Origin of the sequence: Sphingopyxis sp. EG6 (assembly GCF_003609815.1) — a bacterium.
Taxonomy (GTDB): domain Bacteria; phylum Pseudomonadota; class Alphaproteobacteria; order Sphingomonadales; family Sphingomonadaceae; genus Sphingopyxis.
This window is the reverse complement of the sequence record NZ_AP017603.1, coordinates 1,692,383-1,714,993: the sequence shown is the minus strand read 5'-3', so window position 1 is coordinate 1,714,993 and position 22,611 is coordinate 1,692,383. Positions and strand designations below refer to the sequence as shown.

Below are 22,611 nucleotides of genomic sequence, written 5' to 3'. Positions count from 1 at the left end.
CGACACCTTATTAGACTGGAGAAAAGGCATGACCAAAAGGTCCACCAAGGCGACCGCGCTCGTCCCGACCGGCAGGCATAAGGTGCCTGTCAAGCGAAAGGCCGCCATGCTTGCGGTCGCGCCCGCCACGGACGACACGCTGCTGCCGATCGTCGACTCCGAACTCGCTCTGGCAAAACTAATCGGCGTTGGGGGCGAAGTCGCGCGAGAAGACGGCGTCGGTGTCGTCACCGGCCGAGCCTATGCAACCCGCGAATGCGTCGTTCCCGCGGAAGAAATATTCTACGATCGGGCCGCGCGGCCCGGTGGCAAGGGCGCGTGGCTCGGAGAGGCGGACAAGGTCAGCTGGCGCGACGAGGTGAGTGGCTATGACTGCATCATGTTGCGTAACACGGACAATGGCTTTCTCTGCGGATATGTCGGCATTCCACAGGATCACCCTCTCTGGGGCTGGGATGCAAACGCAGTTCCGCCGGACATAGGAATCGATGTGCATGGCGGTTTGACTTATTCAAGACTGTGCGAAGAAGGGCCGAGTCCGACGCGTCGGTTAGCCGTCGAGGCGCGCCGCATCTGCCACGTGACATTACGATCGGCGGTCTACCATCCGGTAGAACACGCAACCGACCACCGGGTCGAAGATTCGCATGCGTGGTGGTTCGGCTTCAGTTGCGATCATGCCTACGATCTTATTCCGAACGCCAGGCCGAATTCCTCCGGATCGAAGTCCTCGGAGCTTGGACGGATATATCGCGACGACGCATATGTTGTCAGGGAAACGGTCGCCCTCGCAGCTCAGCTGCGAGCAATCGCTGAAGGAGGCGCGGCGCCCGCGCGCGATGGCGCGCCGCCGCCGCTCGGCCTCGACCCTCGTCGCGGGGGTGGCCGTGGCTGACTTTGAGCGTCACGTCGGCGAACTCCCGTGGGGCTGGTGGCTTCGAGCCAATCCGCGCGGCTACGAGGATGCGTCGGGACGAAATTGGGCGAGCGTCAGGGACGCCTTCTGGGAGGGAGAACTTGGATTCCCGCCGGTCCACTTCGCACCCGAACAGCATGAACTGATGCTGAGGGTCATGACCGCGATCAATGCGCGCTGGTTTGGCACGGAGAGCAACCACGATGTTTTCGGCGGCGACATGATGTTCTGGCGATTCTATCTGTGCTGGCTCGCCAGCATCGGTATGGTCGAGACATCGGCGGTGAGGGACCTCTTCGGTGGGGGGCTGAGCTCATTGGGCAGGTCCGTCCTCATGATGCTGCAGGCCACGCGCGAGCCGGAATTCGAGCGCTTGCCAATGGCGGGGGTTGTCGCCGCGATAAGTGCGAGCGTGGGGCTCGACGCCGCGGCACGGGAGCGGGCACTAAACACCTTTGAGCAGCAGGTTGGATTTCGTCGCCATCTGTTCGCGCGCGAACATCTGGGAAGGCGATACCTGGTGACGTTGACCGGACTTAAGGTTGGCGCGCGGATGCCGACGCGCAATATCGCGTGGTCGCAGTCCTTCGCCGATGCAAAATCGCGCGATGATCTCTTCGCCTGGCTCGCCGAGCGAGTGCACAGATGGGATGATTGGGGTGAAATCGCCTACCGAAGGGGTGCGTCTGCGCTGACAAGCCATTTGTTGTCCGTCATCGTCGGAGCGGGCGGCCTGGCTCGGTGACTCCGCACGGTGGGGTAGGCGCCGCTTCGGCGAGGCGCAGCCCAATAATCTGGCGTGGAAATACTCCGTCCTGATGAACTGGCATTCTTGTCTCAATGGCGGGACAGTTCATCGCAATGACGTCTGGTTCGCCTTCGCAATTGAGGGCGCGCTCGTGCTGGTATTGTTTAGCAGGGACGCTAAACCACGCGCACTATACCCAAATAAACAACGCATTGCGTATGCTGACTGGCGTAATCAGCCAGCCCCATGCCAACCAGCATGATCGCTTATTGTGTTTAAATTAGGCCGTGTTGACAAAAGGGATTCCCAATCGCGTCGACTTCTGATTCAAGACTGCTTTTTGAGGAGCAGTCATGGGTCGCGGGGATTTGTCGGAAGCGGAGTGGGATCTGATTGGGCCGCTGCTGCCGCCTGAGCGCGGTCGTTGGGCGCGGCCGGCGGGCGATAACCGGCGGTTCCTCAATGGAATGCTTCACGTGCTGCGGGTCGGCTGCCCCTGGCGCGACATGCACGAGCGCTACGGCAAGTGGAACTCGGTCTATGTCCGCTTCCGGCGCTGGGCCGAACAGGGTGTCTGGGATGCCCTGCTGCAAACACTGGTCGATCTGGGTCTAACCGACGACTGGCAACACATGATCGACAGCACCAGCGTTCGCGGCCACGTCTCGGCAGCGGGCGGAAAAGGGGGGCTTGTGCGAACGCTCTTGGTCGATCACGCGGCGGCTTTACGAGCAAAATCCACGCCCGCTGCGACAATCAAGGACTGCCTGTCGGCTTCATCCTGACCGGCGGCGAGGCTTCCGATTACACTGCTGCCGAACCGCTGATGGCGATCCCCGTCGCCACACCCAAGGCGCTGCTCGCGGACAAGGGATATGATGGTGATCGCTTCCGGGAAAGCCTGCTGGTCCGGGGCATCCTGCCGATCATCCCGCCTCGCTCGAACCGCAAGGTGCCAGAGCATCCCGACTATCGCCGCTACAAGGACCGCAACCGCGTCGAGCGCATGTTCGGCAAGCTAAAACAGCAACGACGCATTGCAACACGCTATGACAAAACCCTGCTCTCGTTCGAGAGCTTCCTCAACCTCGCCGCCATGCGACTATGGCTGAAATCTTTTGTCAACACGACCTAGCGAACTTGATAAGTGGCAAGGGTGCTGAAAATCCCACTTCGCTTAAGTAGCAGATTGGGCCATAACTCCTTGATATACTGATTGCCCCTTGCGAACGTCGTAAGGGGCAACGGCATTTCCCTATATCTTCGCCGCAAGCAACCAGTCGTGAAACAGCTTTACCGCGGGCTGGCGCAGCGCGCGCGGGCGGCAGACGAACCAATAGCTGTACGGGCTGTCGACGTCGAAATCGAACAGGCGGACCAGCCGCGGATCGTTGGCATCGTCGAGATGATGGCCGTGCATGAACGCGATGCCGATGCCCTGCGCCGCCGCCTCGAGCATCAGCGGTCCCGAATCGAAATAGTCGATTCCCGCAGGCTCCAGATACGGCATGCCGATCGCCTTTTTCCATTCGGTGAAGGTTTCCGGCATTTCGCGGTGGAGCAGCACCGTCATGCGCTGCAATTGTTCGGGAACAGCGATGGCGCGATTTCCGTCGGTGAGCGTGCGCGCCGCAATCGGGAACACCTTGTCCTGATCGAGCCGCGCCGCATAAAGCGCGGGGTCGATCGAGCGTGCCAGCGCGATCGCGGCGTCGATGCCGTCGCCCAGCCGTGCTTCGGCATGCGACATCGTGTCGATATCAATGTGCAGTTCGGGATGTTCGCGGCGCAGTTCGGGCAGGCGCGGGAACAGACGTTGCTGGGCAAAGAGCGGCAGCACATTGAGGTGCAGGCGCAGCGATGCGTCGGGGCTGCCGACCTGGCCGATCACGGTGCGCAATTCGTCGAGGATCGGCGCCAGCTGGCCCTGCAGCGCGCGCCCCGCCTCGGTCAGGCTGAGCCCATGGTGATGGCGGTTGAACAGCGGCCGCCCGACGGCATGTTCGAGCGTCTGGATGCGCCGCGACAGCGCGGGCATCGACAGGCCAAGCTCGATCGCGGCGGCCTTGACGGTGCCGTGGCGCGCGACCTCCAGAAAGGCTTCCATGCTGCTGAGGGGAGGAAGGCGGGGCATATCGGGCGCCGATGATACATGCCGCCGCGCGATGTGCCACAATTTTGTGCAGTGCGTCATAGGATTGCGAACGGCGCGACGCGGGCGAGGGGTCGCAAATCGGGAACGACCTCCCTATCTTCGGCATTCTGACCTTTTTGAGGGAGACGCGCCTTGGCCGACGCCGCGGTAAAAGAAAAACAGGTGAAACTGCAGGTGGCGAATTCGCGCGCCGAAGAAAGCGGTGGCGGCATAGCGCGCATCCCGCGCTCGGCGATGGCCCAGTTGGGCGTGACCGAGGGCGATATCGTCGAGATCAGCGGCAAGCGCCAGACTGCCTCGCGCGTCGTCGCCCCCTATGCCGAGGATGAGGGGCTGGAGGTTATCCGCCTCGACGGGTTGCAGCGCGCGAATGCCGGCGCGGGTGCGGGCGATATGGTGGTGCTGAGCCGCGTCGAAGCCCGCCCGGCGACGCGCGTCGTGTTCGCCCCCGCGCAGGAAAATCTGCGTTTGCAGGGATCGGCGAACGCACTGAAGCGCAGCTTTTTTGGCCGCCCGGTGGTCACCGGCGATACCGTCGCGACCGCGGGCCAGCAGCGGCTCGAATCGGGCGATATGCCGCAGCAGCTGCGCGAGATGCTCAATGCGCCCGCCTATGCGCTCGCCGAAGTGCGGTTGGTCGTCGTCTCCGCGGCGCCCAAGGGGGTCGTGTTCATCGACGAAAACACCGAAATCGAACTGCTGCCCGAATATCAGGAGCCGCAGGATGCGCGCCGCACCGATGTTACGTACGACGATCTGGGCGGGCTGGGCGAAACGATCGACCAGCTGCGCGAGATGGTCGAACTGCCGCTACGCTATCCCGAATTGTTCCGCCGCCTGGGCGTCGACCCGCCGCGGGGGGTGCTGCTCCATGGCCCGCCGGGGACCGGCAAGACGCGGCTGGCGCGCGCGGTCGCCAACGAGAGCGAGGCGCAGTTTTTCCTGATCAACGGCCCCGAAATCATGGGTTCGGCCTATGGCGAATCCGAAAAGCGGCTGCGCGATATTTTTGAACAGGCGGCAAAGGCCGCGCCGTCGATCCTGTTCATCGATGAGATCGATTCGATCGCGCCGAAGCGCGGGCAGGTGACGGGCGAGGCCGAAAAACGCCTCGTCGCGCAGTTGCTGACCTTGATGGACGGGTTGGAGCCGCGCACCAACCTGGTCGTCATCGCTGCGACGAACCGCCCCGACGCGATCGACGAGGCGCTGCGCCGTCCGGGCCGCTTCGATCGTGAGATCGTGATTGGGGTTCCCGACGAAAGCGGACGGCGGGAAATATTGGGTATCCACACGCGCGGGATGCCGCTGTCGGCTGACGTGGACCTTGCGGAACTCGCGCGGACCACCTTTGGTTTTGTTGGCGCCGACATGGCGTCGCTGACCCGCGAAGCGGCGATCGAGGCGGTGCGGCGAATCATGCCGAAGCTCGACCTCGCCGAAGGGACGATCCCGCCGGAGGTGCTGGAGGAATTGCGTGTCACGCGCGATGATTTCAGCAATGCGCTGAAACGCGTGCAGCCGTCCGCGATGCGCGAGGTGATGGTGCAGGCGCCGACGACGCGATGGAGCGACATCGGCGGGCTGGATGCGGCGCGTGAAAAGTTGATCGAAGGGGTCGAGCTGCCGCTCAAGCATCCCGAAGCCTTTCGGCGGCTGGGCATCCGGGCCGCCAAGGGCTTTCTGCTCTACGGCCCGCCCGGGACCGGAAAGACCCTGCTGGCCAAGGCGGCGGCGCGCGAGTCCGACGCCAATTTCATCTCGATCAAGTCGTCCGACTTGCTGTCGAAATGGTATGGCGAGAGCGAGCAGCAGATTGCCCGGCTGTTCGCCCGTGCGCGCGCTGTGGCGCCGACGATAATCTTTATCGACGAGCTCGACAGCCTGGTCCCCGCCCGCGGCAGCGGCACATCGGGCGAGCCGCAGGTGACCGAACGTGTCGTCAACACGATCCTGGCGGAGATGGACGGGATCGAGGAGATGCAGTCGGTGGTCGTCATCGGTGCGACCAACCGCCCGAACCTGATCGACCCGGCGCTCCTGCGGCCCGGTCGGCTCGACGAGCTGATCTATGTTTCGGTGCCGGACAAGGACGGGCGCCGCCGCATCCTCGAAATCCAGACCGCCAAGATGCCGCTGGCGGGCGACGTCGATCTGGCGGCGCTGGCGGAGAAGGCCGACCGCTTTACCGGCGCCGATCTGGAAGACCTGACCCGCCGCGCCGGTCTCGCTGCGCTCAAGCGGTCAATCAACAGCGACGCGGTGACGATGGCGGATTTCGAAACGGCGCTGAAGGATACCCGCGCCTCGGTCACCGAAGCGATGGAAAAGGATTATGAAAAGATTCAGGGCGAGATCAAGCAGGCGGCGATGAGCGTCAATCCGATCGGCTTTTTTGCGCCCGGCATGCTCAAGCCGGTGCGCGAGCAGAAGCATTCGGACGACGTGGTGAAGGATTAGCGTCGAAGTCAAACCGTAGCCCTGAGCCTGTCGAAGGGCGCTTATCCGGATAGGCGCCCTTCGACAGGTTCAGGGCTACGGCGATTTGGTTTCGGGCTGGTCCAAGCGCAGCGCGGACCAGCCCCACAGCACCAGCCAGCCGCAGAACCCCGCCATCAGGCCATAAGCTACCATCGGGTGCCAGTTATAGAGCAGCACCCCGATCGCCGGGGAGACGATATAGGCCGATCCGTTGATCGATGCGGTCATCCCTGCAACGCTGCCTTGATCGCGGCGCGGCACCGATAGCGAGGCGCCCGCGGTAAAGCCGGGGCGGAAAAGTCCGAAGCCGAGCGAGGCGAGCGCGAAGCCGATCACGATGCCGTGTAGATCCTGCGCGACCCCGGTGATGATCAAACCGCTGGCGCCCAGCGCGGCGCCGATCAGCACCGCGGTGCGCGCCGAAGGCTTGAGCAACGGGATCAGGCCCCATTGCGACAACAGCGTGGCAAAGGCGCCCGCCATCAGCACGATGCCGGTCATGGCGGCGCCCTCGTCGGGGCGCGGACGAAGCTCGAGCCGGTCGAGGATCAGAAAGCCGATCACGCCCAGCATCATCGCCTGCGCTTGCCCGCCATAGAGGCCGGCGAGCATCCACGGCCGCACGCGTTTGTCGGTCCAGCGCAGCGGGGTCGGGGCGGGGGCGTCGCTGTCGACCATGCCGTCGTCACTGTCGTTACTGGCCGATGCGGGCGATCCTGCCGCGGTCGGATAGGCCGCGATCGCGCCGCGCGCGGCGAACCTTGGCACATCGTCGGGCAGCCGCCAGCGCAGCATGATGAGCACGATCAGGCCGATCAGTGCAAACACGAGCAGCGGCCCGGAGAGTCCGACGAAGGGGAGGATGAACAGCGGTCCGATTGCCGGGCCGATGACTGTTCCCAGCCCGAACGACGAGGAAACGAGTGACAGCGCCTGCGTGCGCTCCTCCGGATCGGTGCGCGATGCGACATAGGCCTGGACCGCGGGCGGCGCGGCCGACCCCAGCCCGCCGTACAGGCTGCGGAACAGGGCAAAGATGATGAAGGTGGTTCCGGCGGCGAGATAGCCCGCCAGCCCCGCCCACAGCGCCAGCCCGCAAAACGCCATCGACAGCATGAAACCAACGACCCCCAGCGCCATCAGCGCCTTGCGCCCGCGCCGGTCCGACTGACGCGCCCAATAGGGTGCGGTCATCACCCACAGCAGCGCCGACCAGCTGAACGCCAGGCTGACCCACACATCGGGAATATGCAATTTGGCGCCGATCGCAGGCAGGATCGACTGCATTGCGGTATTGCCCGCGGCGGCGACCAGCATCACGGCGAACAGCACCGCCATGCGGTCGGCGGGGATCGAGCGCGATAGAGTCGCCATGCCGGAAATCCCCTTTGCTGTTCAACCTGCGCAACCCGGCCTTTCCCTACACGCGGGCGCCCCACTGTCCAGAGTCAAGACAGACTCTTTCCTTGCGCCCGCGCGCTGTTTTTGCCACGCCCACGGCAACCGCAACAACGCGAAAGCCACCATGACCAATCCGCGGGCGCAGGCCCAAGAAACGAAAGCCCCGCTGGCCCGTCGGCTGCGCGAGGGCTTCAAACGCTTTTTCGGGCCGTGGGGCATGTTCGTCCGCGGCTTCATCAAGCATCCGGTCATGGTGGGATCGATCGTGCCGTCGTCGCCGACGCTGATCCGTCACATGCTGCGCCCCGTCGATTGGAAGAACACGAAACTGTTCGTCGAATATGGCCCCGGGGTCGGCACCTTTTGCCGTCCGGTACTCGAACGCATGGCGGGCGATGCGACGCTGATCGCGATCGACACCAACGAGGATTTCATCGATTATCTGCGGAAGGACATCCGCGACAGCCGCTTTATCGCGGTCCATGGGTCGGCAGCCGAGGTGGAAGACATCATCGCGGCGCATGGCTTTGAAAAGGCCGACTATGTGCTGTCCGGGCTACCCTTTTCGACTTTGCCCGCCGGCGTCGGTCCGGCGATCGCTGCCGCAACGCACCGCGTCCTGCGCCCCGGCGGCGCGTTCCTCGTCTATCAATTCCGCGCCCGAGCGCGCGATTTTCTGGCGCCGCACTTCGCCCGCATCGACAATGCGTTCGAATGGGTGAACGTGCCCCCATGCTTCCTGTTCTGGGGCTGGAAAGACTAAACTTCCAGATCGGGATCGGGCTCACCGAGACCGAAGTTCAGCCGCCGCGACACGGTATAATCCGCGGCACCCACCACGAACCACGCCAACGTCCAGCGTAGCCGGGTGAGCCAGCCCGCGCGGGCCTTGTGCGAAGCACGCGTGATATTCTCGCACTCCGGCTGCTGCGCCGCGATGAAGCCGCGCATTTGCGCCGCAAAACCGGCGTCGGCGACGCGCAGCATCACTTCGACATTCACGAACAGGCTGCGCATGTCGAAATTTGCGGTGCCGATATAGACGGCATCGTCGATCACGATCAGCTTCATGTGCAGCTTGCACGGCTGATATTCCCAGATCTGCGCGCCTTTGCGCAGCAGATAGCCATAGAGCAGGCGCGAGGCGCCGATTGTTGCGGCATTGTCGGATTTCGCCGCCATGATGAAGCGCGCGCGCCCGTCGCGCGCAACCCGTCCCAGTCGCCGCAACATGCCCTGCCCGGGCGAGAAATAGGCCATCGCCATGTCGAGTTGCCGCGCGCCGGTTAGGTCGGTGCGCACCGCCCGCGCCCACGGCGACAGCCGCTGCGTCGGGCCGCCGACGAGCCAGGTGACCGGCCCTGCCTCGACCGGCCATTCGCGGATCAGGCGGCGCAGCATCAACAGCTTGCCGTCGTGGTTCACCGTATAGTCGTGGATCGCCTCGAACCAGGCGACCATCCGCGTCACCGATGGACCGCGAACCACGATCCCCAGGTCGAACCAGCAATTGTCGGGCTGTGTCCCCAAATAGGGTGCGGCGATGTTGAAGCCGCCGGTTATCGCCACCGTCTCGTCGATCAGCAGCAATTTCTGGTGGTTGCGGATCAAATAGCTCGACCGCCAGCGCCGCGAGAAAAAGGTCACGCTGCCGCCCGCTTCGCGCAGGGGGGTAAAGATGCTGTCGGAAATATCAGACGATCCGAAGCTGTCGATCACCGCGCGGACGCGCACGCCGCGCCGCGCTGCGATGGTCATCGCATCGAGCACCCGCGTTCCGGCGCCGTCATGTTCGAAAATATACATGATGATGTCGATGCTGCGGATCGCACCGTTCAACAGCGTCAGGATATGGTCGAGCCGCTGGTCGCCATCGACGATGACCTCCAGCCGATGGCCCGCGACGTCGGCGGTCAGCGTGGCGGAATCGCTGGCGGGGCAGGGCGCGTCGCTCATCCTCCGCTCATAGGCGTCGCGGCGCGAGCCCCGCAAGGCCAGCGCTTTTATTGACAGCGGCGGGCCGTCCTGCTAGCGCGCAGCGCTTGCCGCCACGCCTCCATAAAGGGCTGGCCTCTCCTGTATCTTTAAGGAAACAACATGGCCCGCGTTACCGTCGAGGATTGCGTCGACAAGATTCCCAACCGTTTCGACCTGGTCCTGCTCTCCGCGCACCGCGCGCGCGAGATTTCGGGCGGTTCGGAACTGACCGTCGATCGCGACCGCGACAAGAACCCCGTCGTGGCGCTGCGCGAAATCGCCGAACAGACCGTGCGTCCGAAGGACCTCAAGGAAATGCTGGTTTCGACGCTGCAGAAGGTTGTGATCGACGACGATGATACGCCGGACGAAATCAGCTCGATCAGCCGCTCGGCTGAAGCCCTCCGCCTGACCGCCGCCGCGCCGCCGCGCAGCCCCGCGGGCGGTGGCAGCGACTTTGAATAAGCACTGCTAATAGCGATACGAAGGGGCCGCGGAAAACTGCGGCCCTTTTTGTTGGGGCCAGGTGTACGTGTGATGTCGGCTATCGACGATAAGCCGCCGCGCAATCCAGTCCCCGTTCGTATCGAGCGAAGTCGAGATACGCGTGGCTTGGCGTGGGCGGTCGGCGTGTCTCGACTTCGCTCGACACGAACGGAAATAGGAGACGGTCGGGGATCTACCCCAATCTAGCGCTCAGCTACGCAATCTGCGTCAACTCCGCGACGCGGATCGCCCTCGATGCCAGCATGGGATCGATGATCCGCTGGATACGCCGTGCGCGCGGTGAGGCGACGGCGATGTTGAACAGGCTGTTGGCGATCACATCGGCGATCTGCACCCCGTCGCTGCGGCGACTGTCGGCCAGCGAGGCGCGGCCCCACTGGCCAAGCCCCGACTGAATGTCCGCGCGCACCTTCGCGAGAATCGTTGGATCGTAGCGACCTTCGTCGATGACCACATCGGTGCACACGCCGCCGGTTTCGGGCAGCCAGCGCCCGACCGCGAGATCGAGCAGCGCCGCGTAGAGTGCGAGGTCGCTGGGCAATGTTCCGCCCGGATTTTTGGCGAGCGCATCGCGCTTCGCCACCGCGACCCACGCGCGTCCGCCGGCGCGATCGAAGAGTTCGAGCAGATAGGCGCGCTCGACGATGCTGATCCGGCTGCCTTTCAGTTCCCCGCGCAGTCCCGTGACGCTGCGAAACCGCTCATGGATGTCAGCGGCCGCATCGGGCGTCAGCATCACCGCGGCAAAGGTCATCGCCCCTGCGTTAAGCCCGCCCGATTCGTCGCAATAGATCGTCACCGGCCAGGTCGCCGTCCGTTTACCGGACGCGCCCGAAGAACGCGACCGAGCGGCTTTGTCCGGGCGCGATCGCGTCAGCCCATGTCCAGCGGACGTGGGTAACATCGGCCAAGGTCGCAGGCCGCGGCGCCGCGCCTTCGACCGGCACGCTCAGCGCGCCCAGCGGCGCGAACTGCTTGCCGCCATCGACCGAAACGCCAAAGCCCGCTGGATCGTCCGTGCCGTCGAACAGCAGCGCCGCCGGGATCGGATTGGAGATCACGACACCCGAAGCGAGCTGCGCGCCATTGTTGGTGAAATTGAGCGAGATGCGCACCCGGTCGCCGGGGACGACGACGTCGGGCGTGTGGTAACTTTTGGCGGCGGGCTGGCCGTCCGGGCCTGCGACGGATTTTTCCACTTCGACCTTGGTCGTCAGCGCGCTGGTGCTTTGTGCCAGCGCCGGTTGGGCGCCGATCATCAGAAGCCCTGCCGCAGCCCAAATGCCCCACCGTTTTCCAGTCATCGCTGTCTCTCTCCTGATCCGTGTCCGCACCTTTGGCGTATCAGGCGGGGCAGGGATAGCGTTTCTTCATCAGCGCGTCGAAGGCCCAATAAACGCTGACCTTCTTGCGCGCGGCGGCGGGATAGGAACGCAGATGGCTGAGCCATTGATCGGGGGTGAGCGTTCCCGATTCGGGCGGGCAACTCGTCGTTTTACGCCCGGCGCGGCGGTCGGCGTCGATGCGGGCCTTATAGCGTTTGCCCGCCGCGATCACTTCGCCCTTCAGCTGGTTTCCCTGCGGCGTTGCAAGCGCGAGCGGGCCAAGCCGCTCGAGCGCGTCGGCGCGCACCAGAAACGCGGCGACGCTCATGTCGCCCGGCGCCATCGCGCACAGCAACGGCGCGGCGAGCAGGATGGGCAAGATGCGCGCGCGTTTCCGGAAGGTCATGCGCCGCAACTTGCCGTCAGCCAATGAATAACCCCTGAATCGAACGCGCCAGGCGCCAAAGGCTTATGCGCCTTGGGGCTTCGGATCGCCGAACGGTCCGCGCGGCTTGCGCTTGATCTGAGGCAGGGAACCCGCGTGGCCCGACACCGGCGTGCCACGCTTGTCGGCATCGTCCTCGCGCCCGATGTCCTCGCCCTTGATCGCGCGGCGCGATTCGTCGCCCGACAGCGTTTCATACTCAAGCAGCGCGGCGGCGAGCAGGTGGAGCTCGTCGAGATGGTCGGTCAGCACTTTGCGCGCGGTCTTTTCGCCTTCCTCGACCAGGCGGCGGACTTCGGCGTCGATCAGCTTGGCGGTTTCTTCCGACATATTCTGCGCGCGGGACACGCTATGGCCCAGGAACACTTCGTCCTGATTGTCGCGATAACGCAGCCAGCCGAGCTTTTCCGACATGCCATATTCCATGACCATCGATCGGGCCATGTCGGTCGCCTGCTGGATGTCGTTCGACGCGCCCGTGTTGAGCTCGTCCTTGCCATAGATCAGCTGTTCGGCGATGCGCCCGCCAAAGCAGAGCGCGAGCCGCGCCTTCATCTGCTTCATGCTCATCGAATAACGATCGCGTTCGGGCAGGTTCCACGTCACGCCCAGCGCGCGGCCGCGCGGGATGATCGTCACCTTGTGGAGCGGATCGCAGCCGTCGACGTGCAGCGAAACGAGCGCGTGACCGGCTTCATGATAGGCAGTCGATTTCTTCTCGTCCTCGGTCATCACCATCGAACGCCGCTCGGCGCCCATCATGACCTTGTCCTTTGCCTCTTCGAACTCGTCATTCGCGATCAGGCGCTTGCCCTTGCGCGCCGCGAGCAGCGCCGCTTCGTTGCAAAGATTAGCCAGATCGGCGCCGGAGAAGCCCGGCGTGCCACGCGCCACGCGGCGCAGATCGACGTCGGGCGCGATCGGCTTCTTGCGCGTGTGGACCTCGAGAATTTTCTGGCGGCCCTCGATGTCGGGGCGCGGCACGACGACCTGGCGGTCGAAACGGCCCGGGCGGAGGAGGGCAGGGTCGAGCACGTCGGGGCGGTTGGTCGCTGCGACGATGATGATGCCTTCATTGGCCTCGAACCCGTCCATTTCGACGAGCAGCTGGTTGAGCGTCTGTTCGCGCTCGTCATTGCCGTTGCCAAGGCCTGCGCCGCGATGACGACCGACCGCGTCGATTTCGTCGATGAACACGATGCACGGCGCATTGCGCTTCGCCTGTTCGAACATGTCGCGGACGCGGCTGGCGCCGACGCCGACGAACATTTCGACGAAGTCCGAGCCCGAAATGGTGAAGAAGGGAACGCCCGCTTCGCCCGCGATCGCCCGGGCGAGCAGCGTCTTGCCGGTGCCGGGCGAGCCAACGAGCAATGCGCCCTTCGGGATCTGGCCGCCGAGGCGTGAAAATTTGGTCGGATCGCGCAGGAATTCGACGATTTCTTCGAGTTCCTCGCGCGCCTCGTCGATGCCCGCAACGTCGTCAAAGGTCACCTTGCCCTGTTTTTCGGTGAGCATCTTGGCGCGCGACTTGCCAAAGCCCATCGCACCCGATCCATTGTTTTTCTGAACTTGGCGGAACACGAAGAAAGCGATGCCCAGGATCAGGATGAACGGCAGCGACTGGATGAGCATATACATCCAGAAATTCGGCGCTTCGGTCGCCTTGCCGTCATATTTGACGCCATTGTCGTTGAGCATCTTGAGCAGGTCGGGGTCGCGCACGACATTGGCGGTGAAGCGGTCGCCGTTCGACAGCGTACCCGTCACCTTGTCTTCGGACAGCACGACGTCCTTGACGGCGCCTTCCTCGACCTTTTGGCGGAACTCGGAATAGGCCAGCGCGCTGCCCGCGGGCTGCGCGGCGCCACCGAACATCGAGGCGACGAGGAGCATGGCAAGCAAGATGCCGCTCCAGATCATCACGCTCTTCATCCAGGGGTTGCCCTGTGGTTCCTTGTCGTCCTGCATGCGAGTACTTTCCTAATCGGCGCGGCGCCGCGCCCACTGCCACCAAGATAGGGCGGTAGCGTTAAATGACAATGAGCCAGTCAGCCCTTTTTTGGCGGTTTCCGGCGCGGTGCCGCAGAAATACGCCAAATCGTCCCTTCGAAACCGCGAACCGGGTCGATCAGCAGCGAGCCGACCATCGCGCGCTTGCCCTTGTGCATCGCGGCGATCACGCCGTCGAGCGAGGCGCCGCGGATCGCCAGTTGCGCCGCATTGGCGCGCAGCCGTAGCGCGACGATGCGGCGAAACATTTCGGGCGGGTAGGATTCGTTCCGGATCACCGCGATGTCCGACGCGTCTGGCCAGGATGCGACCAGCCGCTCGACCGCCCAATCGAGCGCCTCGTCGGCTTCGGCGAGCCAGTCCGCCGATCGCGCCGCGGCGGCGGGATCGAGAATCGTCTGCGACTTCAATGCTTTGCGCAAACGGGCGCGATCGAAGCGGTTGTTGCTGTTCGACGGGTCGTCGACAAAGGGCAGGTCATTGTCGAGCGCCAGCGCGACGAGATCGTCGCGTCGCCAATGGAGCAAGGGCCGCATCACGACGCCGTTGCGCGATCGAATCGCTGCGAGGCCGCCAACGCCGCTGCTGCGATTCAGCCGCATCACGACCGTTTCCAGCTGATCGTCGGCATGATGCGCGGTCAGGATATGGTCGAGCGCATTGGCGCCCCGCCACTGGTCGAGCAGATGGTAACGCTCGGCGCGCGCCGCGGCCTGCAACGATCCCTTGATCGGTGCGGCGGGGCGCAGGGTCGAATGGGGGATATGTTCGCGGTTGCAGAAGCTCGCGACCATGCGCGCTTCCTCGTCCGACCCTTTGCGCAGGCCATGATCGACGGTCGCGGCCCAGACCTGTCCGGGCAGCAGCGTCGCCATCAGCCACAGCAGCGCCATGCTGTCGGGGCCGCCCGACACGGCAATGCCATAATGCAAGCGGTGCCATTCGGGCCCGACGAGCGCGCGCAGGTCGCCCGCCAGCCGTTCGGCGCTGTCGCGGTCAGCAGCCTGCTTTTGTTTTTGCGGCGGCTGCATCGGTCCGGACATCCTGTGGCGCCTTGTCGCCATAGACTTCTTCGAGTTCGCGAAACGCCTTGCAGGCGTCGGCCTTGCGGCCGAGCTTGTCGAGCGCGACCCCCATGTACATCAGGCTGTGCGGCGCGCGGGCGCCGCTGGGGCGGTCCTTGTAATTGTTGTAGAAAGCCACCGCCGCAAGGCTGGGCTTGCCTTCATCGAGATAGGCGCGGCCGAGCAGATTCTGGGCAAAGCTCGCGTGGCTGCTGCTGGGCCATTTGGTCACGACCTGCTTCAGTTGCGCCTGCGCCTCGGGATACAGCTTCGCTTCCCACAGCCGATAGCCGTAATCATAGGCGTCTTTGGTTTCGTTTCCGGTCGCGGGGATCTCGACCTTCTTGACCAGCGCCAGGCGCGCCGCGTTGGGCGTCGTTGCCGCCGGTTTCGCGGCAGGCGTCGCGGGCTTCTTCGCGGGCGTGGCGGCGGCGGTCGATGTCGTCGCCGGCGGCTTCACGGTCGGGGCCGGGGAGAGGCTGGCGGGCGTTGCGGCGGGCTCGGGCTCGGCAAAGCGCTTGTCCATCTCCGCCTTGTAAGCAGTGAACCGCTTTTCGAGCTCGCGTAGCTGAAACGCATTCTGCTCGGTCTGGCCGGTCAGCGCCTGGAGCTGGCTTTCCAAGGCATCGACGCGCGCCGTCAGGTCGATCACCGGTGCGTTGCTGCGCGCGCGTTCACCGGGGGTGTTGTCGGGCGCGATCTCGCCTTCGAAAAAGGTCGGACTGCCGCCGGGGAACACCGAGCGCTGGACCGCCCGCATTTCCTTTTCGAGCCGTTCGACGCGCTTGTCGATCGCGCCGTCCTGCGCCTGCGCGGGCATGGTCGCCGCAAGCGCAAGCGTCGCAGCTCCAAGGAAAGTGATCTGACGCATTTTCATTTGCCGTTCGGCCCCCACCAATTAACCATTTTGTCGTTCATAACGCGGCAAAGTGCGGCAGCGCAAACCCAATTCGGTGCGCTGCCGATCGTGCCGACCCAAAAGATGGACGCTTCAGCCCTTGGGAAGCGCGCGGGTCGCGGGCGCCGCGGCACCGGGCGCGCTGTTTCCTTCGGTGCGCGCCAACAGGTCGGCGGGCTTCAGCGAAACGCCCTTGACCAGCGTATCGGCGGGGCCGATCGCGCCAACGTCGCGGCCACCGACGGTGACCTTCAGCGCTTGCGGAATACTGGTGCGCAGCGTGAATTGCTGAATATATTCGGGCGGCACCTGATAGGTCTCGCCCGGATCGAGCGTCCGCCAGTTTTCGGTCTTGCCCGCCGCATCGTCGAACCCGATCCAGACTTCCGAAATGCCGGTCAGCACCACCGGCGCGTTGGCGGCAACCGCCGACGGCGTCGTTCCCGCCTTGTTGGCGGGTAACGCGACCACATCGCTCTGCGGTGCTTCCGATTCCTCTGCGGCCCGGTTCTGCGCCGCCACCAGCGCTTCGCCGGGTTCGACCGACAGGAACCGCCACACGCCATAGGCCGACGCGAGGAGCAGCGCGACGATCACCAGCGTCCAGGTCATCCGCGCGGTGGGCAGCCGGGCCGGATCGGTCGGTTCATACGCTTCGTACAGCGGGCGCGCGCCATAGGCGTCTTCTTCAAGCTCGCGGCGCACCGCGGCCCCGACTTCAGCTTCCGGCAAATCGACGGCGCGGGCATAGGCGCGGGCAAAGCCGGTGACATAAGTACGACCTGGAAGCTCCGAAAAATCTGACTTTTCGATCGCCGACAGATGCCGCTGCGTGATCCGCGTCCGCGTCGCGACATCAGCAAGCGACAATCCCGCCGCTTCCCGCGCCAGCCGAAGCCGATCGCCGGTGCGCGTGATCGCCAGCTCGCCCTGCTCCGGGGCGACATCCTCGTCCGTCATTACTGTCTCCGCGCCGGTCGGTTGCAACCCAGGTCGACCGTGTCGCACCGTTCATCGCATTGACGGGCGGAAAAAGTCAAATGAAGTTCGGCGAACGACCGGCTGAAAAGATGCAGATTTGAGACCGTTGGAGCGATATTGTCGGTGCGACGTGCGTGATGCGCCGGCGTCGTAATTTGCGGCGGTTGGCATGATCGGAGTGCCGCCACCGAAAGGGGCAGAAACGGCTGCATTTGCGGGAATGGCGGCTTTGGGGTGACGCGCGGGCGTACCAACAACGTCGCCCCCGCGAAGGCGGGGGCCGCTATCTGCTTACTCTTACGCTGCTGCGTAAACCGACAGCGGCCCCCGCCTTCGCGGGGGCGACGGCTTACTGCGGTCAAAACGAGCCATCATCCCTCAAAGCACATATTTGCTGAGGTCGGTGTCGCCGACCACTTCGGCCAGCTGGCTGTCGACATAGGCGGCGTCGACGGTAAGCGTCGTCCCGGCCCGATCTTCGGCGTCAAAACTGACCTCCTCGACCAGCCGTTCCATGATCGTCTGCAGTCGCCGCGCGCCAATGTTCTCGACCCGCTCATTGACCTCGGCAGCGAGCTTGGCGACGCGGGCGATGGCATCGTCGGTGAACGACAAGGCCACGTCTTCGGTGCCGAGCAACGCCGCATATTGTTCCGGCAGGCCCGCCTTGGTCTCGCTGAGGATGCGGACGAAATCAGCTTCGGTCAGCGCGTTCAGCTCGACGCGGATCGGCAGGCGGCCCTGCAGTTCGGGCAGCAGGTCGCTCGGCTTGGCGACATGGAAGGCGCCCGAGGCGATGAACAGGATATGGTCGGTCTTCATCGGACCATATTTGGTGGCGACCGTGGTCCCCTCGATCAGCGGCAGCAGGTCGCGCTGGACGCCCTCGCGGCTGACCGATCCGCCGCGCACGTCGCTGACGGCAATCTTGTCGATTTCATCGAGAAACACGATGCCATTGGCCTCGGCATCGGCAAGCGCGATGCGCGCGACGTCATCCTGGTCGAGCCGCTTTTCCTGTTCCTCCTCGATCAGCCGCGTCGCGGCCTCGATCACCTTGAGCTTGCGGCGCTTTTTGGGCGGGCCGCCCATCGCCTTGCCGAGCATTTCGGACAGGTTGATCATGCTCATCTGCCCGGGCTGGCCCGGCAGCTCGAAGGGCATCGACGGCGCGTCGGCGATCTCTATCTCGACCTCGCTGTCGTCGAGATGGCCTTCGCGAATGCGCTGGCGAAAGCTCTGGCGCGTCGCCTCGCTGGCGCCCTTTCCGGTCAGCGCGTCGAGCAGCCGCTCCATCGCGGCTTCCTCGGCGGCGGCGCGCACCGCTTCGCGGCGGCGGTCCTTCTCGAGCCGGACGGCCTCTTCGACGAGGTCGCGCGCGATCTGTTCGACGTCGCGGCCGACATAGCCGACCTCGGTGAATTTGGTCGCCTCGACCTTGATGAAGGGCGCGTCGGCGAGCTTGGCGAGGCGGCGCGAAATCTCGGTCTTGCCACACCCGGTCGGGCCAATCATCAGGATGTTCTTCGGCGTCACCTCGTCGCGCAGGTCAGGCGACAATTGCTGGCGGCGCCAGCGATTGCGCAGCGCCACCGCGACGGCGCGCTTGGCGGCGTTCTGGCCGATGATGTGCGTGTCGAGCGCAGCGACGATCGCCTTGGGAGTCAGGTCCTTGTTCATCTGTCTTACGCCTGGATTTCGATGGTTTCTTGGGTGAACTGGTCGTTGGTATAGACACAGATGTCGGCGGCGACCTGCATCGCCTTCTTCACCAGCACCTCGGCGTCCTGTTCATAATCGGCGAGGGCGGTGGCGGCGGCGAGCGCGTAGTTGCCGCCCGAGCCGATCGCGGCAATGCCGCCCTTGGGCTCGAGCACGTCGCCGTTGCCGGTGATGACGAGCGTCACTTCCTTGTCGGCGACGATCATCATCGCTTCCAGATTGCGGAGATATTTGTCGGTGCGCCAGTCCTTGGCGAGCTCGACCGCAGCGCGCAGCAGCTGGCCGCTATGGCGCTCGAGCTTAGCTTCGAGCCGTTCAAAGAGGGTGAAGGCGTCGGCGGTTGCTCCGGCGAAGCCGCCGATGACGCTGCCGTCGTGGAGGCGGCGGACCTTGCGCGCATTGGGTTTCATCACCGTCTGGCCCATCGACACCTGACCGTCGCCGATCACGACGACCTTGTTGGCGGTACGGGCGGAAAGAATGGTGGTTCCGTGCCAAGGCGCGGCACTTTGCGCATGAGGATTGGTCATGCGGTGCGATATGGGAGATCGGTCGATGCGCCGCAAGGGGCGAGGGGCAGGCGGTCAGGCAGGCCAGCAGAGGAGCGCGCGGCCGCCGCGTTCGATGCTGATGAGCGAGGGGTCGTCGAGCAACACCGCTTCGCCGAGCGCGACGGTCTCGCCTGCGGCGAAGCAGCCGGCGGACAGGGGGACAAAGGTCAGTTCGGCCGCGATGCCGCCGGTCATCGCGGGATCGACTGGCCCGGTCAGGTGGAGCACGTGGAAAAAGGGGCCGCTCACCAGCTTGGTCGCGCGCGTCGGATCGACGTGCCGATCGCGCGGATCGGCGGTCGGCGTCAGCCGTGCGATCGCCAGCCCTTCGTCGAGATGAAGCGCGCGCGGGCGACCATAGTCATACAGGCGATAGGTGCGGTCGACATTCTGCTGAACCTCGACGATCGTCAGCCCGCCGCCGATCGCATGGATCGTTCCCGCGGGGTTATAGACGAAGTCGTCCTTCGCCGCGGCGCGCCAGTCGACCCGATCGACGATCGACCCATCGAGCGCGGCCGCCCGGAGCGCGTCGCGGTCCGCATCATCGGTCAATCCGACACCCAGTCGCGCGTCCGAGTCCGCCGCAAGCACCAGCCAGCATTCATCCTTGCCGCGTGCGAGCCCCGCGGCCTTGGCCGCCGGATCGTCGGGATGAACCTGGATCGACAGGCGTTCGGAGGTGAACAGGAATTTGACCATCAGCGGCGCCGCGTCGCCGTCGGGATGCGCGAACCAGATTTCGCCGATCCGCCGCCCTTCGAAATCACCATATTCGCGGGGGATATCATCGCGGCCCCACGGCTTTTCGACCACAAGCCGCGCCAGCCGCCGGAGTGACCCGGCGCTGCTTTGAGGACGATGACGGGGCGCCATGTACAAAAGCGGTCAGGCCGCGCGGTGGAGCGGGCTCGCGCCCGACCCGTTCGGCTGGTCGAGCCACAGCCCGCGCGTGTCATAGACGATCTTGTCACCGCGTTCTTCGAGCGGGATCGATTTGAACAGGTCATGGTCGACCAGCACGATCAGCAGGTCGCAATCGGCGAGCGCGCTGTCGAGATCAATGAGCTCGGCGCCCGTTCCCGCGAACTCCATCGGCAGGCCGCGCGCATAGGGTTCGACGATTTGGATCTGCTTGCCAAAGCGCTGGGCAAGTGCAGCGGCGATTTCGACCGCCGGGCTTTCGCGGAAATCGTCAATATTGGGTTTGAAGGCGAGGCCGAGGCAGGCGACGCGCGCCTGCGGATGCTGTGACACCAGCATTTCGGCGGCGCCGATGACATGCGCGGTCTTGGCCAGATTGACCTCGCGCGCGGTCCGGATCAGGCGGCTGTGCTCGGGCGCGCCGTGGACGAGGAACCACGGATCGACCGCGATGCAGTGACCGCCGACGCCGGGGCCGGGTTGCAGGATGTTGACGCGCGGGTGCCGGTTGGCGAGGCGGATCACCTCCCACACATCGACACCCATTTGTTCGGCCATCATCGACAGCTCGTTGGCAAAGGCGATGTTGACGTCGCGGTAGCTGTTCTCGACCAGCTTCACCATTTCGGCGGCGCGCGCCGAAGTGGTGACGCAGGCGCCGCGCACGAACTGGCGATAGAAAGTCATCGCGCGGCGCGCGCAGCGCGGAGTGATGCCGCCGATGCAGCGGTCGTTGTCGACCAGTTCGACGAGGATGCGCCCCGGCAGCACGCGCTCGGGACAATAAGCGACGAAGATGTCGGCAGCGCCGGTGCAGGCGCCCGGCACCTTGAGGTCGGGGCGGAGCTCGGCGAGCAGCGCGGCGACCTTTTCGGTCGTGCCGACGGGCGAGGTCGATTCGAGAATGACGAGATTGCCTGCCATAAGCTTCGGCGCAATCGCGCGCGCCGCGGACAGGACATAGGCAATGTCAGGCCGATGCTCGTCGTCATGCGGAGTCGGGACCGCGATGACGAAGACGTCGGCCGCCGCGACCTCGGTCGATGCGACTAGCGCGCCGCGCGAAACCACCCCCTGGACCAAGCCGTCGAGATCGACTTCTTCGATATGCACCTTGCCGTTGTTGACGGTGTCGACAACATGCTGGCTGACATCGACGCCAGTGACCTTGCAGCCCGATCGCGCAATCAGCGCCGCAGTCGGCAGGCCGATATAGCCGAGGCCGAGGACGGTGACGGTCTGTTCGCTATCGATGGGCACGCGCAATAATCTCCGCAATTCGTGTCGCCGCCTTGCCGTCGCCAAAGGGATTATGGGCGCGCGCCATGGCATTATACGCGCCTTCATCGTCCAAAAGGCTGAAAATTTCAGAAACGATGCGATTTTTGTCGGTGCCGACAAGGCGCGCGGTACCCGCCTCGATGCCTTCTGGGCGCTCGGTTGTCTCGCGCATGACGAGCACGGGCTTGCCCAGCGAAGGCGCCTCTTCCTGCACCCCGCCGCTGTCGGTGAGCACGATAGTGCTGAGCGCAAGCAACCGGACAAAATGTGGATAGTCGAGTGGGTCGATCAGCGCGACATTGTCCAGCGCGCCGAGAATGGGCTCCATCGCGCTGCGAACATGCGGGTTCGGATGCACTGGAAAGATCACCGCGACGTCGGGCCGCGCAGCGAGCCCCGCGATGGCATCGGCGATCGCTTTCATCCCGTCGCCGAAATTCTCGCGGCGGTGCGAGGTGACTGCGATGATCCGCTTGCCCGCAAAACGCGCGAGCAGCGGATCGAGCCCGGCGGCGAGCATGGGTTCTTCATCGATTCGCGCTTTGGTCGCGAGCAGGGCGTCGATCACGGTATTGCCCGTGACGTGAATGCGGTCCGCAGGGACATTTTCGGCACGCAGCGCCGCCGCCGCGGTCTCGGTGGGCGCAAAATGAAGGTCGGCAACGGCGCCGGCAACCTTGCGGTTCACCTCTTCGGGCCAAGGGTGATAAATGTCGCCGCTGCGCAGGCCCGCTTCAACATGGCCAACCGGGATCTTACGGAAATAGGCGGCGAGGGTGGCCGCCATGGTAGTGAGTGTATCGCCATGGACGAGGATGCGATCGGGTTTTTCGGCATCGAAGGATTCGCCGAGGCCTGTAACGAGGCGCGCGAGAAGGCCGTCGAGTGACTGGTTGGGAGTCATGACGTCGAGATCGACGTCGGGCGTGATACGCGCAATTTCGAGCACCTGATCGAGCATTTCGCGATGCTGGGCGGTGACGCAGACGCGAGCCTGGATTCCCATCTGGGCGCTTAACGCGTGGATGACAGGAAACATCTTGATCGCTTCCGGCCGCGTTCCGAAAACCATCATCGCTTTCATTCAATAACTCCTCAGGGCTTGTTTGGGCGGAGACTGAACCGCGGTTTAGTTGAAAGAGCTTGCGACACCCTTAAGCGGATCGTGCCGCGATGGGAGAGCGGAAAATTGCGACGACGCACTGAACATTCCGGTCTCTCG

Annotated in this window: 20 protein-coding genes and 1 pseudogene; 6 read left to right on the top strand and 15 right to left on the bottom strand. The window is 64.5% G+C overall.

Annotated elements, in window-relative coordinates; genetic code table 11:
- The first annotated feature begins 28 nt into the window (after positions 1-28).
- The 3 genes and pseudogenes from SPYCW_RS08415 to SPYCW_RS08405 all read left to right on the top strand — a co-directional run bounded on the left by SPYCW_RS08415 (position 29) and on the right by SPYCW_RS08405 (position 2,799).
- A complete protein-coding gene (locus SPYCW_RS08415; protein WP_120216410.1) occupies positions 29-895 on the top strand; it encodes a hypothetical protein in 867 nt (288 codons plus the stop codon).
- Positions 888-1,661, top strand: a complete 774-nt coding sequence (locus SPYCW_RS08410) for a hypothetical protein (protein WP_232014888.1) — start codon at positions 888-890, stop codon at positions 1,659-1,661. Before SPYCW_RS08415 ends, SPYCW_RS08410 begins: the two co-directional genes overlap by 8 nt.
- A gap of 356 nt (positions 1,662-2,017) precedes the next feature.
- Positions 2,018-2,799, top strand: a pseudogene (locus tag SPYCW_RS08405) (IS5 family transposase).
- Between the two features lie 120 nt (positions 2,800-2,919).
- Here SPYCW_RS08405 and SPYCW_RS08400 read toward each other — a convergent pair.
- On the bottom strand, positions 2,920-3,798 hold the full coding sequence (locus tag SPYCW_RS08400) for a LysR substrate-binding domain-containing protein (protein ID WP_120216408.1): 879 nt from the start codon (positions 3,796-3,798) through the stop codon (positions 2,920-2,922).
- 153 nt (positions 3,799-3,951) lie between these two features.
- Here SPYCW_RS08400 and SPYCW_RS08395 point away from each other — a divergent pair, with 153 nt between their 5' ends.
- Entirely contained in the window at positions 3,952-6,279 is a 2,328-nt protein-coding gene (locus SPYCW_RS08395) for a CDC48 family AAA ATPase (RefSeq protein ID WP_232014887.1), read from the top strand.
- A gap of 75 nt (positions 6,280-6,354) precedes the next feature.
- Here SPYCW_RS08395 and SPYCW_RS08390 read toward each other — a convergent pair whose 3' ends face one another.
- Positions 6,355-7,674 carry an MFS transporter gene (locus tag SPYCW_RS08390; protein WP_120216407.1) on the bottom strand — a complete coding sequence of 440 codons (1,320 nt, stop codon included), beginning with the start codon at positions 7,672-7,674 and terminating at the stop codon, positions 6,355-6,357.
- 151 nt (positions 7,675-7,825) lie between these two features.
- Between SPYCW_RS08390 and SPYCW_RS08385 the strand changes: the two genes are divergently transcribed.
- Positions 7,826-8,464, top strand: a complete 639-nt coding sequence (locus SPYCW_RS08385; protein WP_120216406.1) for a class I SAM-dependent methyltransferase — start codon at positions 7,826-7,828, stop codon at positions 8,462-8,464.
- Here SPYCW_RS08385 and SPYCW_RS08380 read toward each other — a convergent pair.
- Complete coding sequence (locus tag SPYCW_RS08380; protein ID WP_120216405.1) at positions 8,461-9,657, bottom strand: phospholipase D-like domain-containing protein; 1,197 nt, start codon at positions 9,655-9,657, stop codon at positions 8,461-8,463. The genes SPYCW_RS08385 and SPYCW_RS08380 overlap by 4 nt on opposite strands.
- Positions 9,658-9,798: 141 nt before the next feature.
- Here SPYCW_RS08380 and rpoZ point away from each other — a divergent pair, with 141 nt between their 5' ends.
- A complete protein-coding gene (gene rpoZ / locus SPYCW_RS08375; RefSeq protein ID WP_120216404.1) occupies positions 9,799-10,143 on the top strand; it encodes a DNA-directed RNA polymerase subunit omega in 345 nt (114 codons plus the stop codon).
- Between the two features lie 235 nt (positions 10,144-10,378).
- On the opposite strand, the gene SPYCW_RS08370 is transcribed toward rpoZ, so the two are convergent.
- The 12 genes from SPYCW_RS08370 to wecB form a co-directional block, all read right to left on the bottom strand.
- On the bottom strand, positions 10,379-10,984 hold the full coding sequence (locus SPYCW_RS08370; RefSeq protein WP_120216403.1) for a DUF3800 domain-containing protein: 606 nt from the start codon (positions 10,982-10,984) through the stop codon (positions 10,379-10,381).
- Between the two features lie 19 nt (positions 10,985-11,003).
- Entirely contained in the window at positions 11,004-11,489 is a 486-nt protein-coding gene (locus tag SPYCW_RS08365; protein WP_120216402.1) for a hypothetical protein, read from the bottom strand.
- Positions 11,490-11,529: 40 nt separating this feature from the next.
- Positions 11,530-11,916, bottom strand: a complete 387-nt coding sequence (locus SPYCW_RS08360; RefSeq protein ID WP_232014886.1) for a hypothetical protein — start codon at positions 11,914-11,916, stop codon at positions 11,530-11,532.
- A 63-nt stretch (positions 11,917-11,979) separates the two neighbouring features.
- Positions 11,980-13,926: an ATP-dependent zinc metalloprotease FtsH gene (gene ftsH / locus SPYCW_RS08355; protein ID WP_120216401.1), complete on the bottom strand. Its 1,947-nt coding sequence runs from the start codon at positions 13,924-13,926 to the stop codon at positions 11,980-11,982.
- An 80-nt stretch (positions 13,927-14,006) separates the two neighbouring features.
- The gene (gene tilS / locus SPYCW_RS08350; RefSeq protein WP_120216400.1) at positions 14,007-15,011 is read right to left on the bottom strand and encodes a tRNA lysidine(34) synthetase TilS; all 1,005 of its coding nucleotides are present in this window, start codon (positions 15,009-15,011) and stop codon (positions 14,007-14,009) included.
- Positions 14,965-15,909: a YbgF trimerization domain-containing protein gene (locus SPYCW_RS08345; protein WP_120216399.1), complete on the bottom strand. Its 945-nt coding sequence runs from the start codon at positions 15,907-15,909 to the stop codon at positions 14,965-14,967. The genes tilS and SPYCW_RS08345 overlap by 47 nt, the downstream gene beginning before the upstream one ends.
- Positions 15,910-16,023: 114 nt before the next feature.
- Positions 16,024-16,890: a helix-turn-helix domain-containing protein gene (locus tag SPYCW_RS08340; RefSeq protein WP_120216398.1), complete on the bottom strand. Its 867-nt coding sequence runs from the start codon at positions 16,888-16,890 to the stop codon at positions 16,024-16,026.
- A 399-nt stretch (positions 16,891-17,289) separates the two neighbouring features.
- On the bottom strand, positions 17,290-18,591 hold the full coding sequence (gene hslU / locus SPYCW_RS08335) for an ATP-dependent protease ATPase subunit HslU (RefSeq protein WP_120216397.1): 1,302 nt from the start codon (positions 18,589-18,591) through the stop codon (positions 17,290-17,292).
- Between the two features lie 5 nt (positions 18,592-18,596).
- On the bottom strand, positions 18,597-19,163 hold the full coding sequence (hslV, locus tag SPYCW_RS08330; RefSeq protein ID WP_120216396.1) for an ATP-dependent protease subunit HslV: 567 nt from the start codon (positions 19,161-19,163) through the stop codon (positions 18,597-18,599).
- Positions 19,164-19,217: 54 nt separating this feature from the next.
- Entirely contained in the window at positions 19,218-20,000 is a 783-nt protein-coding gene (locus SPYCW_RS08325) for a class I mannose-6-phosphate isomerase (protein WP_232014884.1), read from the bottom strand.
- A 72-nt stretch (positions 20,001-20,072) separates the two neighbouring features.
- A complete protein-coding gene (gene wecC, locus SPYCW_RS08320; RefSeq protein WP_120218191.1) occupies positions 20,073-21,368 on the bottom strand; it encodes a UDP-N-acetyl-D-mannosamine dehydrogenase in 1,296 nt (431 codons plus the stop codon).
- A complete protein-coding gene (gene wecB, locus SPYCW_RS08315; protein ID WP_120216395.1) occupies positions 21,355-22,473 on the bottom strand; it encodes a non-hydrolyzing UDP-N-acetylglucosamine 2-epimerase in 1,119 nt (372 codons plus the stop codon). The genes wecC and wecB overlap by 14 nt, the downstream gene beginning before the upstream one ends.
- Positions 22,474-22,611: the final 138 nt, after the last annotated feature.